At 65.2% G+C, this 20421-nt stretch carries 22 protein-coding genes and 1 pseudogene; 7 read left to right on the top strand and 16 right to left on the bottom strand.

What is annotated here, in order from left to right:
* Positions 1–13: 13 nt before the first annotated feature.
* The 3 genes from A39O_RS32955 to A39O_RS0109820 form a co-directional block, all read right to left on the bottom strand.
* Positions 14–2725, bottom strand: a complete 2712-nt coding sequence (locus A39O_RS32955) for a CsoS2 family carboxysome shell protein (RefSeq protein ID WP_040527633.1) — start codon at positions 2723–2725, stop codon at positions 14–16.
* A 75-nt stretch (positions 2726–2800) separates the two neighbouring features.
* Positions 2801–3133, bottom strand: coding sequence for a ribulose bisphosphate carboxylase small subunit (locus A39O_RS0109825; RefSeq protein WP_020504482.1), 333 nt, complete (start codon positions 3131–3133; stop codon positions 2801–2803).
* 32 nt (positions 3134–3165) lie between these two features.
* Positions 3166–4587 carry a form I ribulose bisphosphate carboxylase large subunit gene (locus tag A39O_RS0109820; protein ID WP_020504481.1) on the bottom strand — a complete coding sequence of 474 codons (1422 nt, stop codon included), beginning with the start codon at positions 4585–4587 and terminating at the stop codon, positions 3166–3168.
* 138 nt (positions 4588–4725) lie between these two features.
* On the opposite strand from A39O_RS0109820, the gene A39O_RS0109815 reads away from it, so the two are divergent.
* From A39O_RS0109815 to A39O_RS38205, 6 genes and pseudogenes are all read left to right on the top strand, one after another.
* Complete coding sequence (locus A39O_RS0109815) at positions 4726–5661, top strand: LysR family transcriptional regulator (protein ID WP_020504480.1); 936 nt, start codon at positions 4726–4728, stop codon at positions 5659–5661.
* A 640-nt stretch (positions 5662–6301) separates the two neighbouring features.
* Positions 6302–6491: pseudogene (locus A39O_RS38215) on the top strand (type II toxin-antitoxin system HicA family toxin).
* Positions 6492–6499: 8 nt separating this feature from the next.
* The gene (locus tag A39O_RS38210; RefSeq protein ID WP_083924615.1) at positions 6500–6712 is read left to right on the top strand and encodes a type II toxin-antitoxin system HicB family antitoxin; all 213 of its coding nucleotides are present in this window, start codon (positions 6500–6502) and stop codon (positions 6710–6712) included.
* 119 nt (positions 6713–6831) lie between these two features.
* A complete protein-coding gene (locus A39O_RS40650) occupies positions 6832–7071 on the top strand; it encodes a hypothetical protein (protein ID WP_157639929.1) in 240 nt (79 codons plus the stop codon).
* Positions 7072–7530: 459 nt separating this feature from the next.
* The gene (locus A39O_RS43515; RefSeq protein ID WP_407635633.1) at positions 7531–7737 is read left to right on the top strand and encodes a DUF6883 domain-containing protein; all 207 of its coding nucleotides are present in this window, start codon (positions 7531–7533) and stop codon (positions 7735–7737) included.
* Between the two features lie 18 nt (positions 7738–7755).
* Positions 7756–8127, top strand: coding sequence for a DUF4926 domain-containing protein (locus tag A39O_RS38205; RefSeq protein ID WP_083924614.1), 372 nt, complete (start codon positions 7756–7758; stop codon positions 8125–8127).
* Here the strand turns inward: A39O_RS38205 and A39O_RS0109790 are convergent.
* The 3 genes from A39O_RS0109790 to A39O_RS32945 all read right to left on the bottom strand — a co-directional run bounded on the left by A39O_RS0109790 (position 8019) and on the right by A39O_RS32945 (position 9790).
* Entirely contained in the window at positions 8019–8297 is a 279-nt protein-coding gene (locus tag A39O_RS0109790; protein WP_020504474.1) for a nucleotidyltransferase domain-containing protein, read from the bottom strand. The two genes, A39O_RS38205 and A39O_RS0109790, sit on opposite strands and share 109 nt — an antisense overlap.
* Positions 8285–9067, bottom strand: a complete 783-nt coding sequence (locus A39O_RS0109785) for a DUF3226 domain-containing protein (RefSeq protein ID WP_026199288.1) — start codon at positions 9065–9067, stop codon at positions 8285–8287. The genes A39O_RS0109790 and A39O_RS0109785 overlap by 13 nt, the downstream gene beginning before the upstream one ends.
* A 96-nt stretch (positions 9068–9163) precedes the next feature.
* On the bottom strand, positions 9164–9790 hold the full coding sequence (locus tag A39O_RS32945; RefSeq protein WP_020504472.1) for an AAA family ATPase: 627 nt from the start codon (positions 9788–9790) through the stop codon (positions 9164–9166).
* Between the two features lie 403 nt (positions 9791–10193).
* On the opposite strand from A39O_RS32945, the gene A39O_RS0109775 reads away from it, so the two are divergent.
* A complete protein-coding gene (locus A39O_RS0109775) occupies positions 10194–11558 on the top strand; it encodes a (Fe-S)-binding protein (protein WP_020504471.1) in 1365 nt (454 codons plus the stop codon).
* A 273-nt stretch (positions 11559–11831) separates the two neighbouring features.
* Here the strand turns inward: A39O_RS0109775 and A39O_RS0109770 are convergent, their stop codons facing one another.
* From A39O_RS0109770 to modA, 10 genes are all read right to left on the bottom strand, one after another.
* Positions 11832–12110: a diguanylate cyclase domain-containing protein gene (locus A39O_RS0109770; RefSeq protein WP_157639927.1), complete on the bottom strand. Its 279-nt coding sequence runs from the start codon at positions 12108–12110 to the stop codon at positions 11832–11834.
* Complete coding sequence (locus A39O_RS40645) at positions 12077–12379, bottom strand: hypothetical protein (RefSeq protein WP_020504469.1); 303 nt, start codon at positions 12377–12379, stop codon at positions 12077–12079. Before A39O_RS40645 ends, A39O_RS0109770 begins: the two co-directional genes overlap by 34 nt.
* Positions 12380–12457: 78 nt before the next feature.
* Positions 12458–12835: a NifB/NifX family molybdenum-iron cluster-binding protein gene (locus A39O_RS0109760; RefSeq protein ID WP_020504468.1), complete on the bottom strand. Its 378-nt coding sequence runs from the start codon at positions 12833–12835 to the stop codon at positions 12458–12460.
* A gap of 136 nt (positions 12836–12971) precedes the next feature.
* Entirely contained in the window at positions 12972–13871 is a 900-nt protein-coding gene (locus tag A39O_RS0109755) for a radical SAM protein (RefSeq protein WP_020504467.1), read from the bottom strand.
* 15 nt (positions 13872–13886) lie between these two features.
* Complete coding sequence (locus A39O_RS0109750; RefSeq protein ID WP_020504466.1) at positions 13887–14774, bottom strand: damage-control phosphatase ARMT1 family protein; 888 nt, start codon at positions 14772–14774, stop codon at positions 13887–13889.
* Positions 14775–14941: 167 nt separating this feature from the next.
* Positions 14942–15973, bottom strand: a complete 1032-nt coding sequence (locus A39O_RS0109740; RefSeq protein WP_020504464.1) for a hypothetical protein — start codon at positions 15971–15973, stop codon at positions 14942–14944.
* Positions 15974–16122: 149 nt separating this feature from the next.
* Positions 16123–17211 carry an alpha/beta hydrolase gene (locus A39O_RS0109735; RefSeq protein WP_245561854.1) on the bottom strand — a complete coding sequence of 363 codons (1089 nt, stop codon included), beginning with the start codon at positions 17209–17211 and terminating at the stop codon, positions 16123–16125.
* 273 nt (positions 17212–17484) lie between these two features.
* Positions 17485–18564: a molybdenum ABC transporter ATP-binding protein gene (gene modC, locus A39O_RS0109730; RefSeq protein WP_020504462.1), complete on the bottom strand. Its 1080-nt coding sequence runs from the start codon at positions 18562–18564 to the stop codon at positions 17485–17487.
* A 6-nt stretch (positions 18565–18570) separates the two neighbouring features.
* Positions 18571–19248 carry a molybdate ABC transporter permease subunit gene (gene modB / locus A39O_RS0109725; protein ID WP_020504461.1) on the bottom strand — a complete coding sequence of 226 codons (678 nt, stop codon included), beginning with the start codon at positions 19246–19248 and terminating at the stop codon, positions 18571–18573.
* Positions 19249–19420: 172 nt separating this feature from the next.
* Entirely contained in the window at positions 19421–20173 is a 753-nt protein-coding gene (gene modA, locus A39O_RS0109720; protein WP_020504460.1) for a molybdate ABC transporter substrate-binding protein, read from the bottom strand.
* Positions 20174–20421: the final 248 nt, after the last annotated feature.

Below are 20421 nucleotides of genomic sequence, written 5' to 3'. Positions count from 1 at the left end.
ATCCGACTCCCGCTTAGCCCCGAGCCCCGCCCGAGTAGGTGACGCAGGTCCCCTTGGTATTGCCGCCGCTGCTGCCCGTGACCCGGGCCGGGGGCGGGGGCGCGGGGCGCTCCAGGTCCTTGTTGCCCCAAGCGCCGGCGGCCATGGGCAGCCGGTTCTCGCCGCGCAGAGTCAGGTTGCGGCCTTGGGCCCAATGGCCCTCGGTGCCCGTGACCCGCCCGCTGCGCGCCCAGTCATCGCCGGTGATGCGCCGCCCGCTGTCCCGCCCCTCGCCGGTGATCCGGCCGACGGGTTCTTCCATCGGCACGGCCGGTGCCGCCGCGACCGCGGCCGGCGCACTGAAGGCCGGCGCGTGGTAGTCGGTGGGCTGTTCGTCCCGATAACGGAACTCCGGGGTGCCGGAAACCAGGCCCGCGGCCAGATTGACCGGACCGGTGATCCGGCTCAGGCCGCCGCTGCCGACGCTGCCGAGTGCATTGCCGGTGATGCGTCCGCGCGCCGCCCGCGCCGGGGAGACGATGCTGAAGTCAGCCGGGCCCGGGGCGGCCGGCGGCCGCGGTTCGGCGTACGGCAACGGCTGGTCGGCCGGCGCCAGATAGCGCGGGACGCGGCGGGCGGCCGGGGCTGGGGCCGCGGGCGCCGTCTCCACCCGCGGCTGCGTCGCCGAGTGGCCGCCGCAACCACAGGCCCCGCCGCAGGCGCAGCCTTCCGACTGGCCTTGACGCGGGCCGCCGCCGTAGGGCGTACCGGTGATGGCGCTGGCGCTGCCGGGCTCGTTACCGGTGACCAATGGGCTGCGCCCGAGCATGACGCCGGACACCTGTTGTCCCCGCTCGGTCCGGCTGACGCCGACCTTGTCCGCACGGGGGGCGGGAGTGCCTTCGCAGTACGCCTGGTACTGCTCCTGACCGACGTACTCGGTCCCGGTGACGAGCTGGCACTCTCCGTGCTCGTCACCGGTCAGTTTTGGGCCCAAGTTTGGGATCGGATCGGCTCCGAGGCTCACCGCGGTGCCGGTCAGCGTCCGTCCAGCCAGGGTGTGCATCGCCGACACCTTGACCGGGGCGCCGTCGCACAGGCTGGTTTGGCCATACTGGGAGCCGGTCACCCGCTCACAGGCGCCGGGCTCGTTCCCCGTCACCTTGGGCGAACGATCCACCAGGTTACCGGTGATTCGTTGACCGGCACGACTGCTGTCCTCGCCGACCTTGGGCGGGGGCGGTTCCGGACGGGTCCGGCAGATGGTCTGGAACTGCTCGTTGGACAGATATTCGGTTCCGGACACCGGCCGGCAGGCACCGGCCTCGTCACCGGTGACCTTGACCGAGCGCCCGACCTCGGTGCCCGACACCGGGCGGCCCGCCAGGGTGTGCGTTAGCGCGACCTTGGACGGCGGGCCGTTGATGGTCAGACGGGCCAGCCCGGCATCGGCGTACTGCGACCCGGTGACGGCGCGCCGGGCGCCGGCATCGGCGCCGGTCACCGCCCCGGAACGGGCCTCATCGGTGCCGGTGACGACCAGACCCTTGCGCTCGGTTGCACCCACGGCGACCTTCGCCGGACGCGCGGGCAGCATGGTGTTGCCGGGGCTGCTGGGGCAGAAGTCGGCGAGGGCCTCGCTCCCCAGGTACTCGGTGCCGGTGACCGAACGGCAGGCACCGGACTCGTCCCCGGTCACGCGCGGCGAGCGGCCGACCTCGGTACCGGTCATCCGCTGGCCCTGGCTGGTCGCGCTCACGCCGACCTTGGGGACAGGGGGCAGCGGCCGGGTGCCGCAGAATTGGTCGAACTGCTCGGCGCCGATGTATTCGGTGCCGGTGATCACCCGGCAGGTGCCGGGCTCATTGCCGGTGACCTTCGGGTTGCGCTCGACCAGGGTCCCGGTGACGGCGCTGCCGGAAAGGGTGGTGCCGAGCGCGACCTTGGCCGGGGCGGGCGGGCGCACCCGGCCGCTGGGCCGATAGTCCGACGGGGTGCCGCGGCCGTTCTTTCCCAACTCGGCCCGCCGCTGGCGCGCCAGGTCGCGGACCGAAACGGCAGGCCCGGCCGCACCGGGGCGGATCCGGGCGGACCCGCGCCCCGCGGCCAGGCCGCGCGGGCTGGCGGGCAGCGCGGCCTGACCCCGGTGGGAGAGATCACGGCGACGCTCGCGGCACAGCTCGCGGACCGAGGCCGGCAGCCCCTCATTCGACGGGGCCGCCTCGACCAATGAACAGATGGCGTCCAGGAGATCCGCGTCCCCGGCGCCTGATTCTCCACTGCCGACCGGTTCCGCGCCGGCGCTGACTACTGCGCTCTGCGCCGCCGGGGCCACCAGGGGCGCGGCCGGGGAGCCGGCGAAGGCGGTGGCGCCGCTGCGCTGCCGGGCCGGGCGGGAAGGCCGGCCCTGAGCACCGGCCCGCGCCTGCGCCGCGCGGCGTGCGCGGGCGAGATCGCGGCCGTTGGTCGCCCCACCCGGTGACATTCCGGCCGGCACCGCCGTCGTGGACGCCGGGGTCAGGTCGGCGGGAGCGTCGAACGTCTGCGCCTGAGCAGGAGCAGCGACCGGATCGACGCCGCTTGGCCTTGGCACTGGTTCGGGGCGCGCCGGTGCCGCCGTCCTTGGCGCGTTGCGCGCCCCGGCGGACGAAGACTGGGCGCGACCGCCGCGCTGGGCCTGGTCGCGACGTCGCGCCAGCGCCAGCGCCTTGCCGCTCAGCGCGGTGGTGGGCGTGGGACCAGACATGTTCAAATCTCCCTCATGCTGTGGTGCGGGCCGGCCGAACCAGGGGGTCGGCAGCGCAACGGGCGGTCGACGGGTTTACCGGCCGCGGTGGACGACGAACTGCAACCCCTGACTCTGGGAGAAGTTGTCGTAGCCGATCAGCCGCACATGGTTGGCGGGATGGGCACGGTGGCAGGCCTCGATTTCACCGAGCACCCGATCCACCGATTGCTCACCGAACATGGGCAGCTTCCACATGTACCAGTAATATTTACCCGCACGCTGGGGCTCCACGTGCTCGATCGCCGGGTTCCAGCCCTGACTGATAATGAAAGCAATCTGCTCCCGGGTCTGCTCGGCAGTGAATTCCGGCAGATAGGAGAAGGTGCCGTATTTTGGGGTCGATTCGTAGTCCTGCATGTCGGCCATGGTCGTTACCTGATCAGTCGTGGTGAATGGAATCAGCGGTTCTGCACGTCGAGCTTATCGACCGTGTCGAATTCGAACTTGATCTCCTTCCAGGTCTCCATGGCGATCTTGAGCGCCGGGCTGCTCTGCGCCGCCTTGGTGAGGATCGCCTTGCCTTCCTTTTCCACCGCGACACCGCGGTTACGGGCCTCAACGCAGGCCTCGAGGGCGACCCGGTTAGCCGCGGCGCCGGCCGCGTTGCCCCAGGGATGACCCAGGGTGCCGCCGCCGAACTGGAGCACGGCGTCGTCGCCGAAGATCGCAACCAGGGCCGGCATGTGCCAGACGTGGATACCGCCGGAAGCGACGGCGAAGACACCCGGCATGGAGCCCCAGTCCTGATCGAAGAAGATGCCGCGGGCACGGTTCTCGGGCACGAAGGACTCACGCAGCAGGTCGATCCAGCCGATGGTGGCCTCGCGGTCGCCCTCCAGCTTGCCGACCACGGTGCCGGTGTGCAGGTGATCGCCGCCGGACAGCCGCAGGGCCTTGGCCAGGACGCGGAAATGGATGCCGTGGTGCGGGTTGCGGTCGACCACCGCGTGCATGGCCCGGTGGATGTGCAGCAACATGCCGTTCTTGCGGCACCAACGGGCCAGTCCGGTGTTGGCGCAGAAGCCGCCGGTGAGGAAATCGTGCATGATGATCGGGCTCTTGAGTTCCTTGGCGAACTCGGCCCGCTCGTACATTTCCTCCGGCGACGGGGCTGTCACATTCAGATAATGCCCCTTGCGCTCGCCGGTCTCGGCCTCGGCGGTCTCGATGGCGTCCTGCACGAACAGGAAGCGGTCACGCCAGCGCATGAAGGGCTGGGAGTTGACGTTTTCGTCGTCCTTGGTAAAGTCCAGACCGCCGCGCAGGCACTCGTAGACCGCCCGGCCGTAGTTCTTGGCGGAGAGGCCCAGCTTGGGCTTGATGGTGCAGCCGAGCAGGGGCCGGCCATATTTATCCATCTTGTCGCGCTCGACCTGGATACCATGGGGCGGGCCGTTGCAGGTCTTCACATAGGCGAGCGGAAAGCGCACGTCCTCCAACCGCAGGGCCCGCACGGCCTTGAAGCCGAAGACGTTGCCCACCAGCGAGGTGAACACGTTGACGACCGAGCCCTCTTCGAACAGGTCGATCGGATAGGCAATGAACGCATAGAAGCAGGTGTCGTCACCCGGCACATCCTCGATGGCGTAGGCGCGGCCCTTGTAGTAGTCCATGTCGGTCAGCAGGTCGGTCCAGACCGTGGTCCAGGTGCCGGTAGAGGACTCGGCGGCCACTGCCGCGGCGGCCTCCTCCCGATCCACCCCGGGCTGGGGGGTGATCTTGAAGCAGGCGAGGATGTCGGAATCCAGGGGTAGATACTCCGGCGCCCAGTAGGTGTGCCGGTATTCCTTTACGCCGGCCTCATATTTCTTCACAGCCATCGCGGTCTCCTGAGTTTGGTCACTGGCGGATGCCCGCCGGGGAGGAGCGGGATGGCGCAAGGTTAGAGTCCGCGATGCTTCAAGTTAAGCAAATAGATCTTAAGATTACGTTTAGCAAAAACCTGAGGATCGACCCGGATGACACTGCGCCACGCCACCCTCCATCAACTGCGAAGCTTCCCGGTACTGGCCCGTCACCTCAACATGACCAGGGCGGCCGAGGAACTGCACCTGACGCCCGCCGCCCTGTCCATTCAGGTCAAGCAGTTGGCGGAAGCGGTCGGGTTGCCCCTGCACGAACAGATCGGCAAGCGGCTCTTTCTGACCGAGGCCGGGCGGCTGGTGGACGCGGCCAGCCGGGACATCCTGAGCCGTCTGGCCCAGTTGGCCACCGATCTGGCCGAGACCCAGGGGCTGGAGCGCGGCTGCCTGCGGGTGTCCATGGTCAGCACGGCCAAGTACCTGGTACCGCGACTGCTGGGGGAGTTTTGCCGCGCGCACCCCGGCATCGAGGTGGCGCTCGAGGTGATCAATCGGGATGAAATCCTGGACCGGCTCGTGCGGAATCAGGACGATCTCTACATCATGGGGCGGGTACCCGAGGGGCTCAGCGTGGTCGTTCAGACCTTCATGGACAACCCGCTGGTCATGCTGGCCCCGGCCGGCCACCCGCTGGCCGGAGTGCACGCGGTCGACCCGGCCCGGCTGGAGGGCGAGACCTTCATCATGCGCGAGCAGGGCTCCGGCACCCGGCTGGCCGCCGAGGATTTTTTCGCCTCCCACCGGCTGCGCCCGCGCGTACGCATGACGCTCGGCAGCAATGAGGCAGTGAAGCAGTCGGTGGCCGGCGGCCTGGGGCTGGCGGTGCTCTCGGAACACACCCTGGCGCTGGACGTCGCATCCGGCGCCTTTGCCATATTGGACGTGCAGGGCTTCCCCTTGCTGCGCCACTGGTACGCGGTTTATCCGACGGGGAAACAGCTCTCGACCGTCTCCCGGACCTTTCTGGAACACCTGACGGCCGCGGGTGCCCCCCAGGCCGCGGGGGCGCGCGACCATGGCCCTGTATTGTGACGGGCGGGTGTACTGAAGGTCGCTGCGGGCGACAGCGACTGTGCCATTGCTTGATGCCGTGACGACACAAGCACCGGTCGGTTTATGCCGACCCGTTTGGGCGTTGCGAGGCATGATTGCCTCATAACGCGTATACGGAGGGAGGCTAAGCGCGGCCCCCTGCCGATGCCTCTAAACAACCTGAGCATTCGCCGAGAAAGATATTTCACATGATTGTGCTTTCTCTCATTCTTTTGTCAGAGCCACGCGGGCATCCCCCGATTTATGTGGCGTACCCTCAACGCGTTCGTGCGTTATGAGGCAAGTTTGCCTCATAACGCACGAATGGTGCGGCGAGGAGCGGCGCGCAAGGGCTTGACAACCTGGAAAAACCCTGATCCAATTAGAAAAAGGCGACGCGCTATGGGGTAGTTTGTCCGCCGATTTTACGAAAAGCCCTACGAAGATACCTTCATCATGGAAGACATCCAAGTTATTAAAATTTAAGAAAAAAGGCGCCAGGCTCAATTATTAATCCAAGAAATGCCTCCGCCATAAGAACGCAGGTTACCCGGCGTAATCACGAGCGTACAGTTTTTCCGCATCCGGTTCCTCGGTTGGGAGGGTAAAGGGTTCAGGGCTCTTTAATTAGTGAGTACCTATGAAGGTTTCCGAAATCCTTCGATATACTTGATGACGATGGTTGGATGCTAGCGGCCCAACGTGGTAGCCATCGGCAGTATAAGCACCCATCGAAGCAAAGCCGGGTGACTGTTCCCGGAAAGCCGAGCGATGACTTGGCCCCAGGCACGCAGGCGAGCATCCTCAAGCAAGCCGGACTGAAGCGGTGAGGTGTAAGATGCAATATGCTGTAGTAATCGAGAAAGCTGAAGGGAATTTTTCGGCTTATGCTCCTGATCTTCCAGGATGTGTCGCAACGGGTGACACGGTCGAAGAAGTTCGCGCAGAGATTCGGGATGCCATCGTTTTTCACATTGATGGGCTGCGTGAGGATGGAATACCCATTCCTGAGCCAACCAGTGCGGTCGACTACATCGAACTAGCCGCTTGACTGGAGGGCATAAAGAAAGGTATCGCGATGGTGGAACTGGATTCCGGCGATATTGCAAGAGCGGAAATCCACTGGTATGAGGCTCATGGAATAGGCAAAGTCAAGCTGAAGGTGAAAAAATGGCTATAAAATTTGTCGTCTGTCTAGAAAAAAATGATCTTGGTGATTTTTCTACGGAAGATATCTCGTTGGGTCGCCTTTACGAGCTCGTAGACGAAGATGCGGAAAATGGAATGGTGCGGATTATCGATGAGTCTGGAGAAGATTATCTTTACCCCTCATCCTGGTTTGAGCTAGTCGCAATACGCGATGCGACTGCCATGCGTCTGCATGATGCGCTTACAAAGCTTGCTGCTTGAGCCCCCGGAAACAGCCGCGGAGACAGGGAGTTTCGGAACCAGTTCACTCGATCTCGTTCGGAAGCCAAGAAGAATTAGGGGCAATAGGTCAGATCTTGCCTTTTGCCCCAGGAATAAGAAGCCTAATAAGCGAGATCAAAAATGAGCGCGCGCCACAGGCATTGTGACGTTTGCAGGGTAGCGCGCGCCGGCCTTGGTCACGGTTCCGGCCACGCGACATCGTAGGGTGGACAAGCGCAGCGCAGTCCACCAGCGGCGGCGCGGGATTCGTTGGACTGCGCTAGCAGCCTGTCGGAATTACGGTGACAGTTTACTAAATGCACTGAATGCGGATAGGCCTTGAACGCAACCAGCTTGCTGCCGATCTAAGGTTGGCTCCAATAGGTACGTGAAGTAACGTCACATTATTTGCATTTCGTAAACTGTCACCGTAATTGTATTTAGTAAGCTGTCACCGTAATTCCCGAGGCTGCATGGCTGCGTACCGCCTTTCTGCGCGCCGCCCGAGCGGGCGACGCAACCCCCGGCGCGGCGGATGCCCACGGCCAGCGTTATCATTTGGACACCTTGATCATCGGACCCAAGGGAACCGCGCTGGTCCGTACCACCTGGATCGTGCGCACGGGCGAGGACTTCCCCCGACTCACCAGTTGCTATGTGCTCTAACCCGGCCTGGAGGGTGCAATGAACCAAGCCATCAAGCTATTTGACGTCGTGGCGCTGACGACCGACCTGCCCGAGATTGGTCTGGTTGCCGGCCAGGTCGGTACCGTGGTGGAACCCCTCGGCGATGAAGCCTACGAGGTCGAGTTCATCGCGCACCGCCAGGAAGTCGGTTGGGCCGAGTCGTTCAAGTCGGCCGCGGATGGGCGCGTGGTCGAGGGTAAAAAGCTTCATGCGTACCAGTTACTGGCGCTGGGCTGGGTGGGGCAAGGCCGTCCACTGAGTCACGGTTTCGAGCAACAGCCGGTCAAGTCCAAGTCCCCGGAGATGGGTAGTTCGATCACGTCCCGTTGCGGACTGACCCGCAGGTACCAGTCGAGCGGGTGCACGTAAAGAAAGCGCACGTCGTAGTCGCTGTCCGGCGAGGCGAAGCCCCAGCCGCGGCTGCCCGACTCGCAGGCGAACAGCACCCGAACGCCATAGTCGACCTCGATCATCGCCAACTGCCGCTCGATCTCGGAGCGAAACCACGGGTCGACGGGGTGCGCGGTCAGGGTATCCATCGGCGTCCACTTCCGGTAGGGTCGTTCATCGAATGTCCTGCCCGCTCGCTTCCAAGCGGCTCTGGAGCGCCTGCGGCACCCTGAATATCTTCATCACCGCAATCGAATAATTCCTTCAGGAAATTCTGCACGGCCTTTACGCGTGGCGACGCCAGGGCCGCGCCCTTCAACCAGCGATTGTCCTGGAGAGAAACCTGTACCGCTTTGCCTGGCCGCAGGAGAGCAGCCATGGCGCCGATGACAGCTTTGTTCTCGCCCGCAGGCTTCCTGAGTTCATCCAGGTCCTCCTTGATGAGGCCAGGGTCCTGCAAAGCTGCCGCCACGTGACTGCGAGCAGTATTCAATAGCCCCGGATAAACCTGGGGTGCGACGTCGAGCAACAGGTCCTCCAAGGTCCCGGCCCCCACATTGTCCGGCAACACGAAGGCCCCGAGTCTCGGTGGTCCCGCGGTGATCACGCCGGCTTGCGGGTCCAGGACAAAGTTCTTTTTTGCCATGCTATTGCAAATGTCGGTATAGCGCTGAGCAGCGGGAATTGCCTTGTCTGAATCGAGCAAAATACCGATACCCTCGACCGTTATCAGAGCGAGCACACGCGCGTTCTCCTCAACCAGTTCCACCAGTCGGGTGTCTCCCACCGCGCTGTGAACGGCGATGGCATTGGTTGCGCTCTGCATGAACAGCGGGACCGGCATCCGTTTCAGCAGGTCACCGCCCGGCGGGTAGTTGCGTGGGACCAGTACATGCAACGCGGAATCCAGGTCAGTCAATAGCCGCACTCGTTTCAGGCCAAACGGACTTAACAGCCGCTAGACCAACTCCTGGTCGTGCGGACCCTCGACTGCAAGATAGCCGTAGCGCATGATCTATCTCACATCCAAGCCGCGCTCGAAACGCAGTCTGTGCAGCAGGTCCCCGCCGAAGCGCTTGCACGCTGTCCCTGCCTCCGACTGCGTGAGATGAAATGCCACGACGTCGTCTGCGGGACTGGCCGACGGTGCAGAAATCAGTGCGTCCAGCGCCTCCAGGCTGTGGGTCGTGACGAACACCTGGACGCCCAACCTGCGGGCCGCCGCCACCAGCCAATCGAAGACTCGACCTAGTGCACGGACATGGATTCCAGTTTCGACTTCATCGATCAGCAAGATGCCGCCGTCTTTAAGCCGCGGAAGCGTCGCGGCCAAGAGCACAGACCGGCGCATCGCGTCGCCAAAAATCGACAGCGGCGCGATGCCCAGCCTGCGGTGCTTCAGATAGACGGCGGGCCGGTCCCCAGCGAAAGACGCCAAATCAATGCCTTCAATATCCGCATCGAAGTCTCGAAGCAGATCCAGGACCCCTGGAGAATCTTGCTCGAAAATAGTCTTGGACTGCGAGCGTACCGAAACACCTTCATCACCTCGTCCCCCAAGTGATTGATGACCTCCACCGCAATCCGCCCGAAGGCGGGTGTGCGGAAGGGACGGGGCGTATCGCTGTTGAGTGTAGCCCATGCCCGAAGGGCTCAGGATCCGGAGCGCAGCGAGCGTTCGAGTCCGTTGAGCATCCGACCAACGTCCGCCGCTTGGGCCAGAACGTCATTGATAGCGCTTCGGGCGCAAGACCAGAATGACTCTGTACTCACCCAAAGGCCGTAGCGGGACATTCCGTGTCTGTCGGATTCCTTACAAAGCAATGGTGTTCAGGCCGTCAGACCGTCCGGCCGCATCGCGCACGCCCCGGCTAAGCATTCGCCGCATCAAGCTTTTTTGAAACCGGCATCGGACTGGTGCGGGTCTTGCTGCTGAACCGGATTGCGCCGTTGCGCTTTCAGCCCATCCCGGATGACATCATGCCCCATTGCCGCCGCTCCCCCGTCTTCGTGTACCGCCGTCGCACCGCGCCTCCGGGTGCCGTATGAAGACGGTACTCGATTGGTCGGCCTATCAGGATGCCGGGGTCGGCGATGCCTATGCCGATATCCCCAAACACGGCGGCGACTTTGCGAAAGCGGTGGCGGTGTGCATCAACAGCCGTCAATGCGAGGCACTGGGCAAGCTGGTGATGTGCCCGAGCTTCAAGTTGAGCGGCAATCCGCTCTTGTCGACCGGCGGCCGGGTGCGGCTGCTCAAGGCGGCACTCGGCAGCGATGCGGTTGACGCGGCCCTGACGGACCCCGTGCTGGCAGAGGCGATGGATCTGTGCGTCGCCTGCAAGGGCTGCAAGCGCGAGTGCGAGGCCAATGTCGATATGGCGCTGATCAAGGTGGAATATCTGGCGCAGCGCGCTGCCCGGGACGGGTGGAGCCTGCGCAGCCGACTCTTTGCACAGGCGCCCCGCTGGCTGCATCGGGCGCCCTGGCTGAAGACGCTGATACGGTGGCGCAATCGCCACCCGCTGCTGGCCCGGTTGGGCGCACGGTGGCTCGGCATCGCGGCCAACCGGCCCTTGCCGGAGCCGGCGGCGCGGCCGTTCAGCGACGCGGGGCTGACCGCTGAGCAGCTGACCGGCGGGACTGACGGCCGACCCGAGGTCGTGCTGTTGGTCGACACCTTCACCCGCCATTTCGAGCCGGAGATCGCGGAGGCGGCGCTGGCGGTGCTGCGCGCCGGCGACTATGCGGTGCAGGTCGCAGTCGCCGAGCCGACCGATCGGGAACCCGCACGCCCCCTGTGCTGCGGGCGCACCTATCTGGCCCAGGGCATGGTCGAGGAGGCCCGCGTGGAGGTCAGCCGGCTGGCCGCGGCCCTGTTGCCGCAGGTGCGCGCGGGCTGCGTGCTGGTCGGCTTGGAAGCGTCATGTGTACTCGGTTTACGGGACGATGCCCAGGCGCTCGGTCTGGGGGAGGCCGTGGCCGCGGTCGGTAAGCAGATCCTGTTGTTCGAGGAGTTTCTGGCCAAGGAGAGCATGGCCAAGCGGTTGCAACTGCCCCTGCGCGCACTCCCGGGGACCGCCGAGACCCTGGTCCACGGCCATTGTCACCAGAAGGCAGTGGGCGCCATGAAGGCGATGCGTCGCGTGCTGAATCTGATTCCGGACCACCGGTTCGCGCTGATCGAGGCCGGGTGCTGCGGCATGGCGGGCACCTTCGGTTTGGAGACCGAGCACGTGGACATGGCCGCCGCCATGGCGGAACAGGATCTGATGCCGGCCCTGCGGGCCAGCCCCGCGGGGCGCGTGGTGGCGAACGGGTTTTCGTGCCGACAACAGCTGCGCGCGCTGGGCGATGCCCGGCCGCGGCACCTCGCGCTCGTGCTGCGCGAGGCCTTGATAGTGGATTGATCGGGGTGAGTGGCCGGTGGGGGCCACGCTAAGAGAACGCCTGCGGCGTCTCGATCGTTGTCGTTGTCGTTGTCGTAATCGAGATCAGTTGATGATCCCTGCGGGTATGCGTTGGTCCCGTGCGTGGCGATCGAAGCCTTTCAAACGCTTGACGGCCTTGTACGCCCGAGCGACGGAGCGAATCGAAACCCGATCGGCATCGGGGTGCTCATGCCTAACTTGAATCGCTTATCCGACAACGACAACGACAACGACAACGATTGCATTGGTTGTTTAACCTATTTCCGACTCGCGACTATGGGTCATGGAAATCGGCGTGATGCGGTCATAACGACAGACCCGATTCCTGCCGTTGTTCTTTGCCGTATACAGGGCGCGGTCGGCGCGGGTGATGACATCCATGAACATATCCCCAGGGCGAACATCCGTCAGACCGCCGGACAGGGTGATCCGGTAACCCGCGGGGGGATCCGGCCAAGCGGTCGCGGCAATCGCCTCGCGAATCCGCTCGAGCAGCGTCATCCCCTCTTCGAGCCGCGTCGCCGGCAGCAACAGGATGAATTCCTCGCCGCCGTAACGGCCGAATGCAGTGCGGAGAACAGCAGCACGTGGCCCGCGGCGACGCATCCGTAGAATAGCGGGACCCGTACATCGACGGTCTCGGTCGACCAGAACAGCCCCAGCAACAGCGTGTCGATGAGATAGCTGACGCCGATCGCGCCAACCACCATCACACGATAGAGACGGCGACTGCGGGTCCGATTGGCGTCTTTCCACAGGCCAAGTTGTTTCAGCCACAGGTCATCGAGGCTCAGGCTCATCGGGGTCGCCGCGGATCGACCGTCCGGTTTGTTCCGATACCGGCTCGGTGCGATCGGGCGTGTAGGACGGAGTACATCTCAGTGCCTGGAGAACAGATCACGCAATCCGCACAGCAGCAGACTGGGATCGAAGGTCGGGTCGGGCAGCACCTCGTCGTTGAGCACCGCACGCAGGGCGCGGGCGGCGTCCCGCTCACCGGTCAGCAGGACCTGGACGCCGCGCTTGTCCATGCGGCGGCGGAAGCCCTCGCCGGCGCTGGCGGCGACGATCACCGCGACCTCGTCCAGCGGGTGCGTGCCCTCCCCCTCCCAATGGTGGAAGACTTGGGCTTTCGACAGGCGGATGCGTTCCGGCTCGTCTGAGGCGGCGTCGCTGTCGTAGAGCAGCCAATCCCGCGCCTGACCGGCATGGCCGGAGACCTGGGTGTAATCGTTGGTGGCGATGGCGATCTTCATGGTTCATCAGCCTCCGGCAGCGGCAGCAAAGAGTCGCGCCAAAATGTGAATGGTAGCAGGGAACGGGGCGCGGTCCCGGTGATCCTGAAAAAGCCGTTGGCAGCGGAGGAGCTTGAGCGGGGCGCAACCACGTATCCTACAACCCCCGCATCCCTGCCGCCCGCAATGCCGCGGCCTCCGGCCGTTCGATCGCCGCCCGCACCTGCGCCAGCAGACGCGCCTTGTCGGCGCCGAGCGTCCCCTTCAGCACCAGCCAGTTGGATGCGTGATCGGACCGGAACAGGGTCCGCCGCAAGTCCAGCGCGGACAAGAAACCTTCCATTTCGCGGAACAACCCGGATTGCGACAGGGGTTGCCAGTCGGGCCAGGTCGCGCGAAAGCGGGCGCCGCCATCGTTTAGCGTGAGCACCAGGGTGGACAGATACTCAGGCGCCGTGGCATTGATCAGGCGCGCGGAATTGTCCGCGTGTTGGGCGCTCAGCGATTCGCCGCCCAGGCCATTGATGATCATCACCGAGCGGCGAATGCCGGCCTGGCCTAGTTTATTGAGTGCATTGCGGGTCGATTCGACGCTTTCACCCTTGTTCACCCGCGCAAGCACGGTCGCGTCGCCCGACTCCGCGCCAAGGTAAGCGAGCTTCAAACCCGCATCGCATAGCTCCTTGAGTTCGCTGACCGATTTCTTGTTCAGATTGCGCGCCAGGCAATAGCTGGAAACGCGATGCACGGACGGCAAGTGGGTGCGAATCGCCTCCAGATAGGCCAGCAAGCGGCGCGTCGGCAACACCAGCGCATCGCCGTCGGCCAGAAAGACGCGCCGCACCCGATCCCCCTCATCCTCGCCGACACGGCGGATGCTCTCCAGCACTTCGGCGGCATCCCGGGCACGGAAGCGCTTCTGCGGCGCCCGGTACATTTCGCAGAAAGTGCATTGATTCCACGAACAGCCGTCGGTGACCGGCAGAATCAGCGACTCGGCCTCGCTCGGCGGACGATAGACCGGTTCGACGTAGCGGATAGGCGGATCATGATCCAATCGTCGGAACTCCAATCAAGGTTGCTTCTCGACACCTAAGTCGCTGTTCCATCGGCGCATGTCGGCCGGCGCCTTCAGAACGACACCGGCGACGGGTACGCCCAGATCGTCGGCAATGATCCGACACTTGGCCTGGAGGAGAAAGAACACCGGCGCCCGAATGTCGCTGAGTGTCTCGTAGTTGGCCTGGCCCTTGGCGATGATGAGCGGTGCTTGCGCAAAATGAGCGCGAAACGCCGGGGAGCAACGGTCAAGCAAGGTGCCGGGCGCGTCGGAACCGGTATCGATGAGGGTGCTGACCGCATCCAATCCCGCGGCCAAGGCATCCTCCAGGGTTGCATCGTTGATGATCGGGCCGGCCTTGACCGCATAGGTGACCGGCCGGTCGATGGTCTCGATCAGAACGCGATCGAAGACCGTCTCGCCGGCATTGTCGGCCAGGTAGAGAACGGCATCCACGGTACTGAGCGCCTGGCGCAACTGCGGCAGGCCGTCGATGGCGAAGGGCTGTTCGAGCACGCGCGCCAAGGTCGCCTGCAGGTCATACTGTTCCGCGGCACCGTCGTCGATGATGTTGCCGGCGATGGCGATCCGCACCGCGGTCTCCAGTGGATCAGACGCGGTGCGCACGCGATCCCGCAGTTCGGGAAGGAGCCCCAGTGCTTGCGCCGTGGCGTCTTGCTTGCTTTGCCGATAGGGGTCGGGGGTGTTGGTGCGGGCACGGACCATCCGGTGGATACGCTCTGCCATCACCGGTGGCGTGGCCTGCGGCGACAAGGCTTGGAGCAGGTCCATGGTGTCCAGCAGGATTTGGCGTTGCTGTTCCACCGTGGCCTGGGCGCGGCGGGCCGCGCTCAAGGCCTGCCGCAGGAAACAGGGATAACAGTCCAGGTAGGTCTTCATAGGAAAGGTTTCATTGAAAGTCAAGTCAGTCCATTAAGGGGTGCCGGCCTCGATCATCGTTCCGGCCGGACGCGGCACCGCCGCCCGCTGAAGCGTCGGCCTCCGGTCGGCGAAGGTCGAGCCGGCGTGATACGAGCGTGACGCCCTGGCGCCGGTCGATATGATGATCAAGGCGGCGGGATCAGCCAGCCGGCGATCAGGATCAGCAGCACGCCGGCAAACGAGATCCAATACCAGCCGGACAGTGCGGTCGGGCCGTACTCGTACACCATGCCGGCGCTGACCAGCAGCCGGCCCTGGCTGGACAGGATGCCGCTGATGCCGAGCGGCGGTTGCTGGTCCGCGGTGTCGGCGGGTTGTGGGCTGCCCTCGGCTGCGAGTTGAGCGCCCTGCTCGCTGACCGCCAGCGAGGAGAGTCCGTCGTCGCTGCCGATCCACAGACGCGCGCGGCCGGGCGGCGCGTCGTCCGCGAGCAACAGCGACAGCACCCGTTTGCCGTCGAGCGCAGGATGCAGCGACTGCCAGGATTGGCCCGGCTGTGACTGCCAGAAGGCCCCCTGATCGGTTCCAGTCAGCAGCAGACCGCCGCGGGTCGTGGCGAAGCTGAAGACCTTGGCCCCGTCCGGCAGCCCCTGGTTGTTGGGCTGCCAGGCGGCAGCGGGGTCAGCCGCCGACCCGGACAGCACGCCCGCATCGATGGTCCCGGCATGCAGCCACTGCCCATCACCGCGCCGCTGACTGACCAGGCTATAGATCATGGCCTCCGGCCCCGGTGCCTGCCAAGCACCGTCGACCAGCAGGCGCACCCCGGTGGCGGTGCCCGCGAGCAGCCCCTGATCGGTCTGCAACAGGCTGCTGACCCGGCCTGCGAGCGGCGCCGCACCGGCGGGTGCGAAGGCCAATCCGGCGGCGGTTCCGACCGGTGTGCGTCCCGGATCGCCGACCATGGCCAACACCGGTTGACCGCCCAGATCCAGGCGCTCCCGCGTCCATCGCTCGTCGCGCAAACGCCAGACCTCACCGGCCTGGGTGCCGGCCAGGATGTCGCCGCCGGCCGTGGCGATGAAGGCCGTCACATGTCCGGCCCCGGACGGGGTATTGAGCGTCAGATGGAGGCCGCCGGGCAACAAGGGTCCGGCTACCGCGAGGATCAGGCCAAGGATGGTGAAGACGATTCCGAGCGTTTTGCGTTGGTTCATGAAGGACTCAGACGGTTGATGTGTCGTGCGCAAAGGCATTCCCGCAGGAGATCGGCAGGACATCGCCGGGGATGGTACCGCATGGCACGCACCGACCTGCACGATGAAACGCAGGGCCCCGCAAGCGCAGTGATCGCCACGCGGTCGGATCAAGGACCATCGGCACAGAATCGGCGCAGCCGCGGACTGCCGCGGGCGGTCTCTTCGCCCGACGGCAGGGGCACCTGGGCGTCGGCGAGCCAGGCGGCGATGTCATTCCTCACCCGCTCTCCCTGCAAGTCGCGGGTCAGCAGGTGCCAGCCCCTGGCATAGAGCACCAACCGCAGGTCCGGGGCTGGTGCGGGCAGTTCGTCGAGCATGGCGCAGAAGGCCGAACGGGGGATGATCCGATCGTGCTCACCGTAAAGCACCAGGGTCGGCAGCGGCAACCGCGCAGCGGCGGCGCGGGCGCGGTCCATCAGGTTGGTGACGCCCCACAGGGCCTCGATCCGGGTTGCCTTGATGACCAGCGGGTCGGCGGCATAGGCACGCAGCATCGGCCGGTTGTCGCTGGGCGGGCGGCCGAGCCCCTTGCCGGTCACCGTCAACCAGGGCAAGGTGTTGGACGTGAGCGCAAGGGCTGCCCGCTGCACCGGGTGCATGGTGTCACGGGACCAGACCGCGGGGGCGATCAGGACGCGACCCGCCGCCGGGACAGTCTCGGCGGCGGCCATGATCACCGCGCCGCCCATGCTCTCGCCCAGCAGGGTGAGCGGCAGCCGCGGGTGGTGCTGCCGCAGCACGGCCGCCACAGCGCGCAGATCGGCGATCAAGCGGTCCTCGCCCGCCCACCGGCCGCGTCCCGCGGTGGTACCGAAGCCGCGCTGGTCATAGGCGTAGACGAGAAAGCCGCGGGCAGCGAGCGCGGGACCGAGTTGCACGAAGGCGCCCGCGTGGTCGTTGAAGCCATGCAGCGCCAGCACCAGGCCCCGCGCTCCGCGAGCCTCTCCCCACCGCCGCAACGGCAGCCGATAGCCGTCGTCCATCACGGCCGCAGTCGTGATGAGCCGCACCGGCGTGTCCGCTGACCGGGGGCCGACCGGCGGTGCTCCGGCGCAGCCGGCCAGCAGGGCGAGCACGGCGAAGGCCGCCGACACGGCCCCTAGCCCTCGCATCGCGGCCTCGGCCGCCAGGCCGACTCCGGAAATCCGCTCATCCGCCCTGCGGCCCGGTAATCGATCGGCATACGGCTGTGTCAATGGGAAAAACCTCCGGAAGGGCGCACATTGCGTCTGCTCGACCAGCGCTTATCGGCGGTTCGAGCACTCTGTCGCATTTTGCCGGTTCGGACCGGCTAACGACCATGGCGCCCGCGCCGCGCCGGAACATGAAAATCCTCTCGACCGCTGCGTAGTCAGGGCTTCCAGCCCTGACCGTTCCAGTCCCGACGCCGTCAGGCCAGGATGGCCTGACTACGCACTCCAGTGGCCGGAAGGATGACCAAGGCCGGCTGCTGGGGCGCCGTCCTTCCGCTACAGCAGCGCGACCGCCTTGATCTGAATCCACACCGGCAGTCCGGGCGCCAGGCCCAGATGGTCCGCGGAGCGGTGAGTCAGACGGGCGAGCAGGGTGGACTGACCCGCCTGCAGTTGGACCAGGGCCAACGCGGGGTGAGCGTCTTCGCCCAGGGAGAGGACCCGCGCCGGAAGCGTATTGAGGATGCTGGTGCCCGCCACCGGCGCCAGCACGATGCTCACATCGCGCGCGAGGATGCGCACGCGCACCGGGTGGTCGGTCGGCACGCCCGTGTCGCGCACCCACAGATCGACACCGCCGCAGTCCACTTTGAGCAGGTGCCAGCGGGTGTCCCGCTCGGTGATGCGGCCTTCCAGCACCACGCCGGCATCTTCGCCCAACCGGATCGGCAAGTCGAGGCGGGCCAGGGTGGCGGCCAGCGGTCCGCTTGCCAGCACCCGCCCGCCGTCCATGATCACCAGATGATCGGCCAGGCGTGCGACCTCGTCCGGAGCGTGGCTGACATAGAGTACCGGGATCGCCAGTTCGTCATGCAGCCGTTCGAGATAGGGCAAGATCTCCTGTTTGCGCGCCAGATCCAGTGCGGCCAGCGGTTCGTCCATCAGCAGAATCCGCGGGCTGACGGCCAGCGCACGGGCGATGGCCACGCGTTGGCGCTCGCCGCCGGAGAGACGGTCGGGTTTGCGGTCCAACAGAGGAAGGATTCCCAACAGGTCGATCGCCTGATCCAGGCTCACCCGCTGCTCCGCCGGGATATCCGCCGGGGCGCGCTTTTGGCCGTACCGCAAGTTCCCGATCACCGTGAGATGCGGGAACAGGCTGGCCTCCTGAAAGACATAGCCGAGTGAGCGCCGGTGGGTCGGCACCCAGGTGGAAGCGTCCTGCCAGACCTTGCCCTGGAACACGAGACGGCCTTTGGGTGCCCGGACCAGGCCGGCGATGCAGCGCAGCAGGGTGGTCTTGCCGGAGCCCGAATGGCCGAACAGGGCCGTGACTCCGCGTCCGGGCAACTGCTCATCCACTGCCAGGCTGAAGCCGGGCCAGTCGATGTTGAAACGGATTTCGATCGGTTCCATGGCGACTCAGGTGTTCTTGGGATTTGGACGCCAGAGATAGAGCGCCAGCAGGACCAGGAAGGAGAAGATCAGCATGACCGCGGCCAGGCGATGAGCGTCGCTGTACTCCATCGCCTCGACATGGTCATAAATCTGGACCGAGGCGACCCGCGTCACGCCGGGGATGTTCCCGCCAATCATCAGCACCACGCCGAATTCGCCCACCGTATGAGCAAAGGTCAGGATGCCCGCGGTCAGGAACCCGGGCAGCGCAAGCGGCAGGGCCACGCTGAAGAATGCATCGAGCGGCGAGGCCCGCAGGGTCGCCGCCACTTCCAGCGGGCGCTCGCCGACGGCTTCGAAGGCGTTCTGCACCGGCTGAACCATAAAGGGGAAGGAGTAGAAGACCGAGGCGACGACGAGCCCCCAGAAGGTGAAGGGCAAGAGACCAATCCCCAACGCCTGGGTGAGCTGCCCCACCGGTCCGTTCGGCCCCATGGTCACCAACAGATAAAAGCCGAGCACCGAGGGCGGCAGCACCAGCGGCAGTGCCACCACGGCACCGATCGGCCCCTTCCAGCGCGAGCGGGTCCGGGCCAGCCACCAGGCCACCGGGGTGCCGACCAGAAACAGGATCAAGGTGACAACGCTCGCCAAGCGCAAGGTCAGCAAGATGGATTGCAGATCGGTGTCAGTCAGAAACATGGGGTTCCCTTATCGTTCCCTTATCAGTGGGTGTGCTGGAAGATCCTGACCACGGAGTTCAGCAGCACCAGCCCCCAATGCAGCAGACCCGGCTGCGCCGAAGCCAATCAGGCCGCCTGAGGTGCCGATCAGGGAGCAGGCGACGAGCCCCTGACCGGCACGTATCGACCGCTTAGAATTCGTAGCCAAAGGACTTGATGATCTCGCGGGCCTTATCGCCCTTGAGGTAGTCCATCAAGGCGATGACAGCCGGCTTGCCCTTGCCCTTCTCCAGGATCACGGCGTCCTGGCGGATCGTCTCATGCAGCTTGCCCGGCACGATCCAGGCGGAACCTTCGGTGATTTTGCCGTCTTTCATGACCTGGGACAGGGCCACGAAGCCCAGTTCTGCATTGCCCGTGCTGACGAACTGGAAGGTCTGGGCGATGTTCTCCCCGGTCACGAACTTGGGGCTGACCTGGTCCAGCAGTTTGAGCCCCGTCAACACCTCCACCGCCGCGGCGCCGTAAGGTGCGGTCTTGGGATTCGCAATGGCGATCTTCTCAAATTTCCCCTTCGCCAACACCTTTCCTTGATCGTCGACGAACCCCGGCTTGGCCGACCATAGAACCAGCGTGCCGATGGCATAGGTGAACTGGGTCCCCTTCACCGCCGCACCCTCGGCGACGAGTTTGGTCGGGGTCGCATCGTCGGCGGACAGCAGGGCCTCGAAGGGGGCACCGTTAGTGATCTGGGCATAGAACTTGCCGGTCGCCCCATAGGCGGCCTGGATCTTGTGGCCGGTCTCCTTCTCGAAGGCGGCGGCGATCTCTTTCATCGGCGCGGTGAAGTTGGCGGCAACGGCCACTTGGATGTCGTCGGCGCGCGCCCCGAGGGCGGCGGTGAGCAGGGTGACGGCGAACGCTAGTTTGACGATGGGTTTCATGGGTCGGGCTCCGTGAAGCTTGGGAATTGGTTGCATAAATGGCGGCGAGGTTTCCGCCGCCGGAAAGCGAATGCGTTGGATCAACACCAACAGTGACGATTGGCCGAGAGGGCGCCGACCAGTCGGGGTAAGCCGGTGCGCGGGCTTGACATCGTTGCGAGGTTCGATATATAGAGTAAAATATAACGTTGAACGCTATTTGAATAGCAAAACATGGGCCATGTCAAGGTGGCGCGATGGTTGAGCTT

The organism is Lamprocystis purpurea DSM 4197 (assembly GCF_000379525.1).
GTDB classification, from domain to species: domain Bacteria; phylum Pseudomonadota; class Gammaproteobacteria; order Chromatiales; family Chromatiaceae; genus Thiodictyon; species Thiodictyon purpureum.
Note: the sequence above shows the minus strand (reverse complement) of the source record. Positions and strands in the feature narration are given on the sequence as shown.

Bases quoted from the DNA above. Each gene is read 5' to 3' on its own strand.
- A39O_RS38205 (WP_083924614.1), top strand. From the start codon at position 7,756: ATGAACCAAGCCATCAAGCTATTTGACGTCGTGGCGCTGACGACCGAC.
- A39O_RS0109775 (WP_020504471.1), top strand. From the start codon at position 10,194: ATGAAGACGGTACTCGATTGGTCGGCCTATCAGGATGCCGGGGTCGGC.
- A39O_RS38210 (WP_083924615.1), top strand. From the start codon at position 6,500: ATGCAATATGCTGTAGTAATCGAGAAAGCTGAAGGGAATTTTTCGGCT.
- modA (WP_020504460.1), bottom strand. From the start codon at position 20,173: ATGAAACCCATCGTCAAACTAGCGTTCGCCGTCACCCTGCTCACCGCC.
- A39O_RS0109820 (WP_020504481.1), bottom strand. From the start codon at position 4,587: ATGGCTGTGAAGAAATATGAGGCCGGCGTAAAGGAATACCGGCACACC.
- A39O_RS0109760 (WP_020504468.1), bottom strand. From the start codon at position 12,835: ATGAAGATCGCCATCGCCACCAACGATTACACCCAGGTCTCCGGCCAT.
- A39O_RS32955 (WP_040527633.1), bottom strand. From the start codon at position 2,725: ATGTCTGGTCCCACGCCCACCACCGCGCTGAGCGGCAAGGCGCTGGCG.
- A39O_RS0109750 (WP_020504466.1), bottom strand. From the start codon at position 14,774: ATGAAGACCTACCTGGACTGTTATCCCTGTTTCCTGCGGCAGGCCTTG.
- A39O_RS0109815 (WP_020504480.1), top strand. From the start codon at position 4,726: ATGACACTGCGCCACGCCACCCTCCATCAACTGCGAAGCTTCCCGGTA.
- A39O_RS0109825 (WP_020504482.1), bottom strand. From the start codon at position 3,133: ATGGCCGACATGCAGGACTACGAATCGACCCCAAAATACGGCACCTTC.
- A39O_RS0109740 (WP_020504464.1), bottom strand. From the start codon at position 15,973: ATGAACCAACGCAAAACGCTCGGAATCGTCTTCACCATCCTTGGCCTG.
- modB (WP_020504461.1), bottom strand. From the start codon at position 19,248: ATGTTTCTGACTGACACCGATCTGCAATCCATCTTGCTGACCTTGCGC.
- A39O_RS32945 (WP_020504472.1), bottom strand. From the start codon at position 9,790: ATGGGCTACACTCAACAGCGATACGCCCCGTCCCTTCCGCACACCCGC.
- modC (WP_020504462.1), bottom strand. From the start codon at position 18,564: ATGGAACCGATCGAAATCCGTTTCAACATCGACTGGCCCGGCTTCAGC.
- A39O_RS40650 (WP_157639929.1), top strand. From the start codon at position 6,832: ATGGCTATAAAATTTGTCGTCTGTCTAGAAAAAAATGATCTTGGTGAT.
- A39O_RS40645 (WP_020504469.1), bottom strand. From the start codon at position 12,379: ATGAGCCTGAGCCTCGATGACCTGTGGCTGAAACAACTTGGCCTGTGG.
- A39O_RS0109790 (WP_020504474.1), bottom strand. From the start codon at position 8,297: ATGGATACCCTGACCGCGCACCCCGTCGACCCGTGGTTTCGCTCCGAG.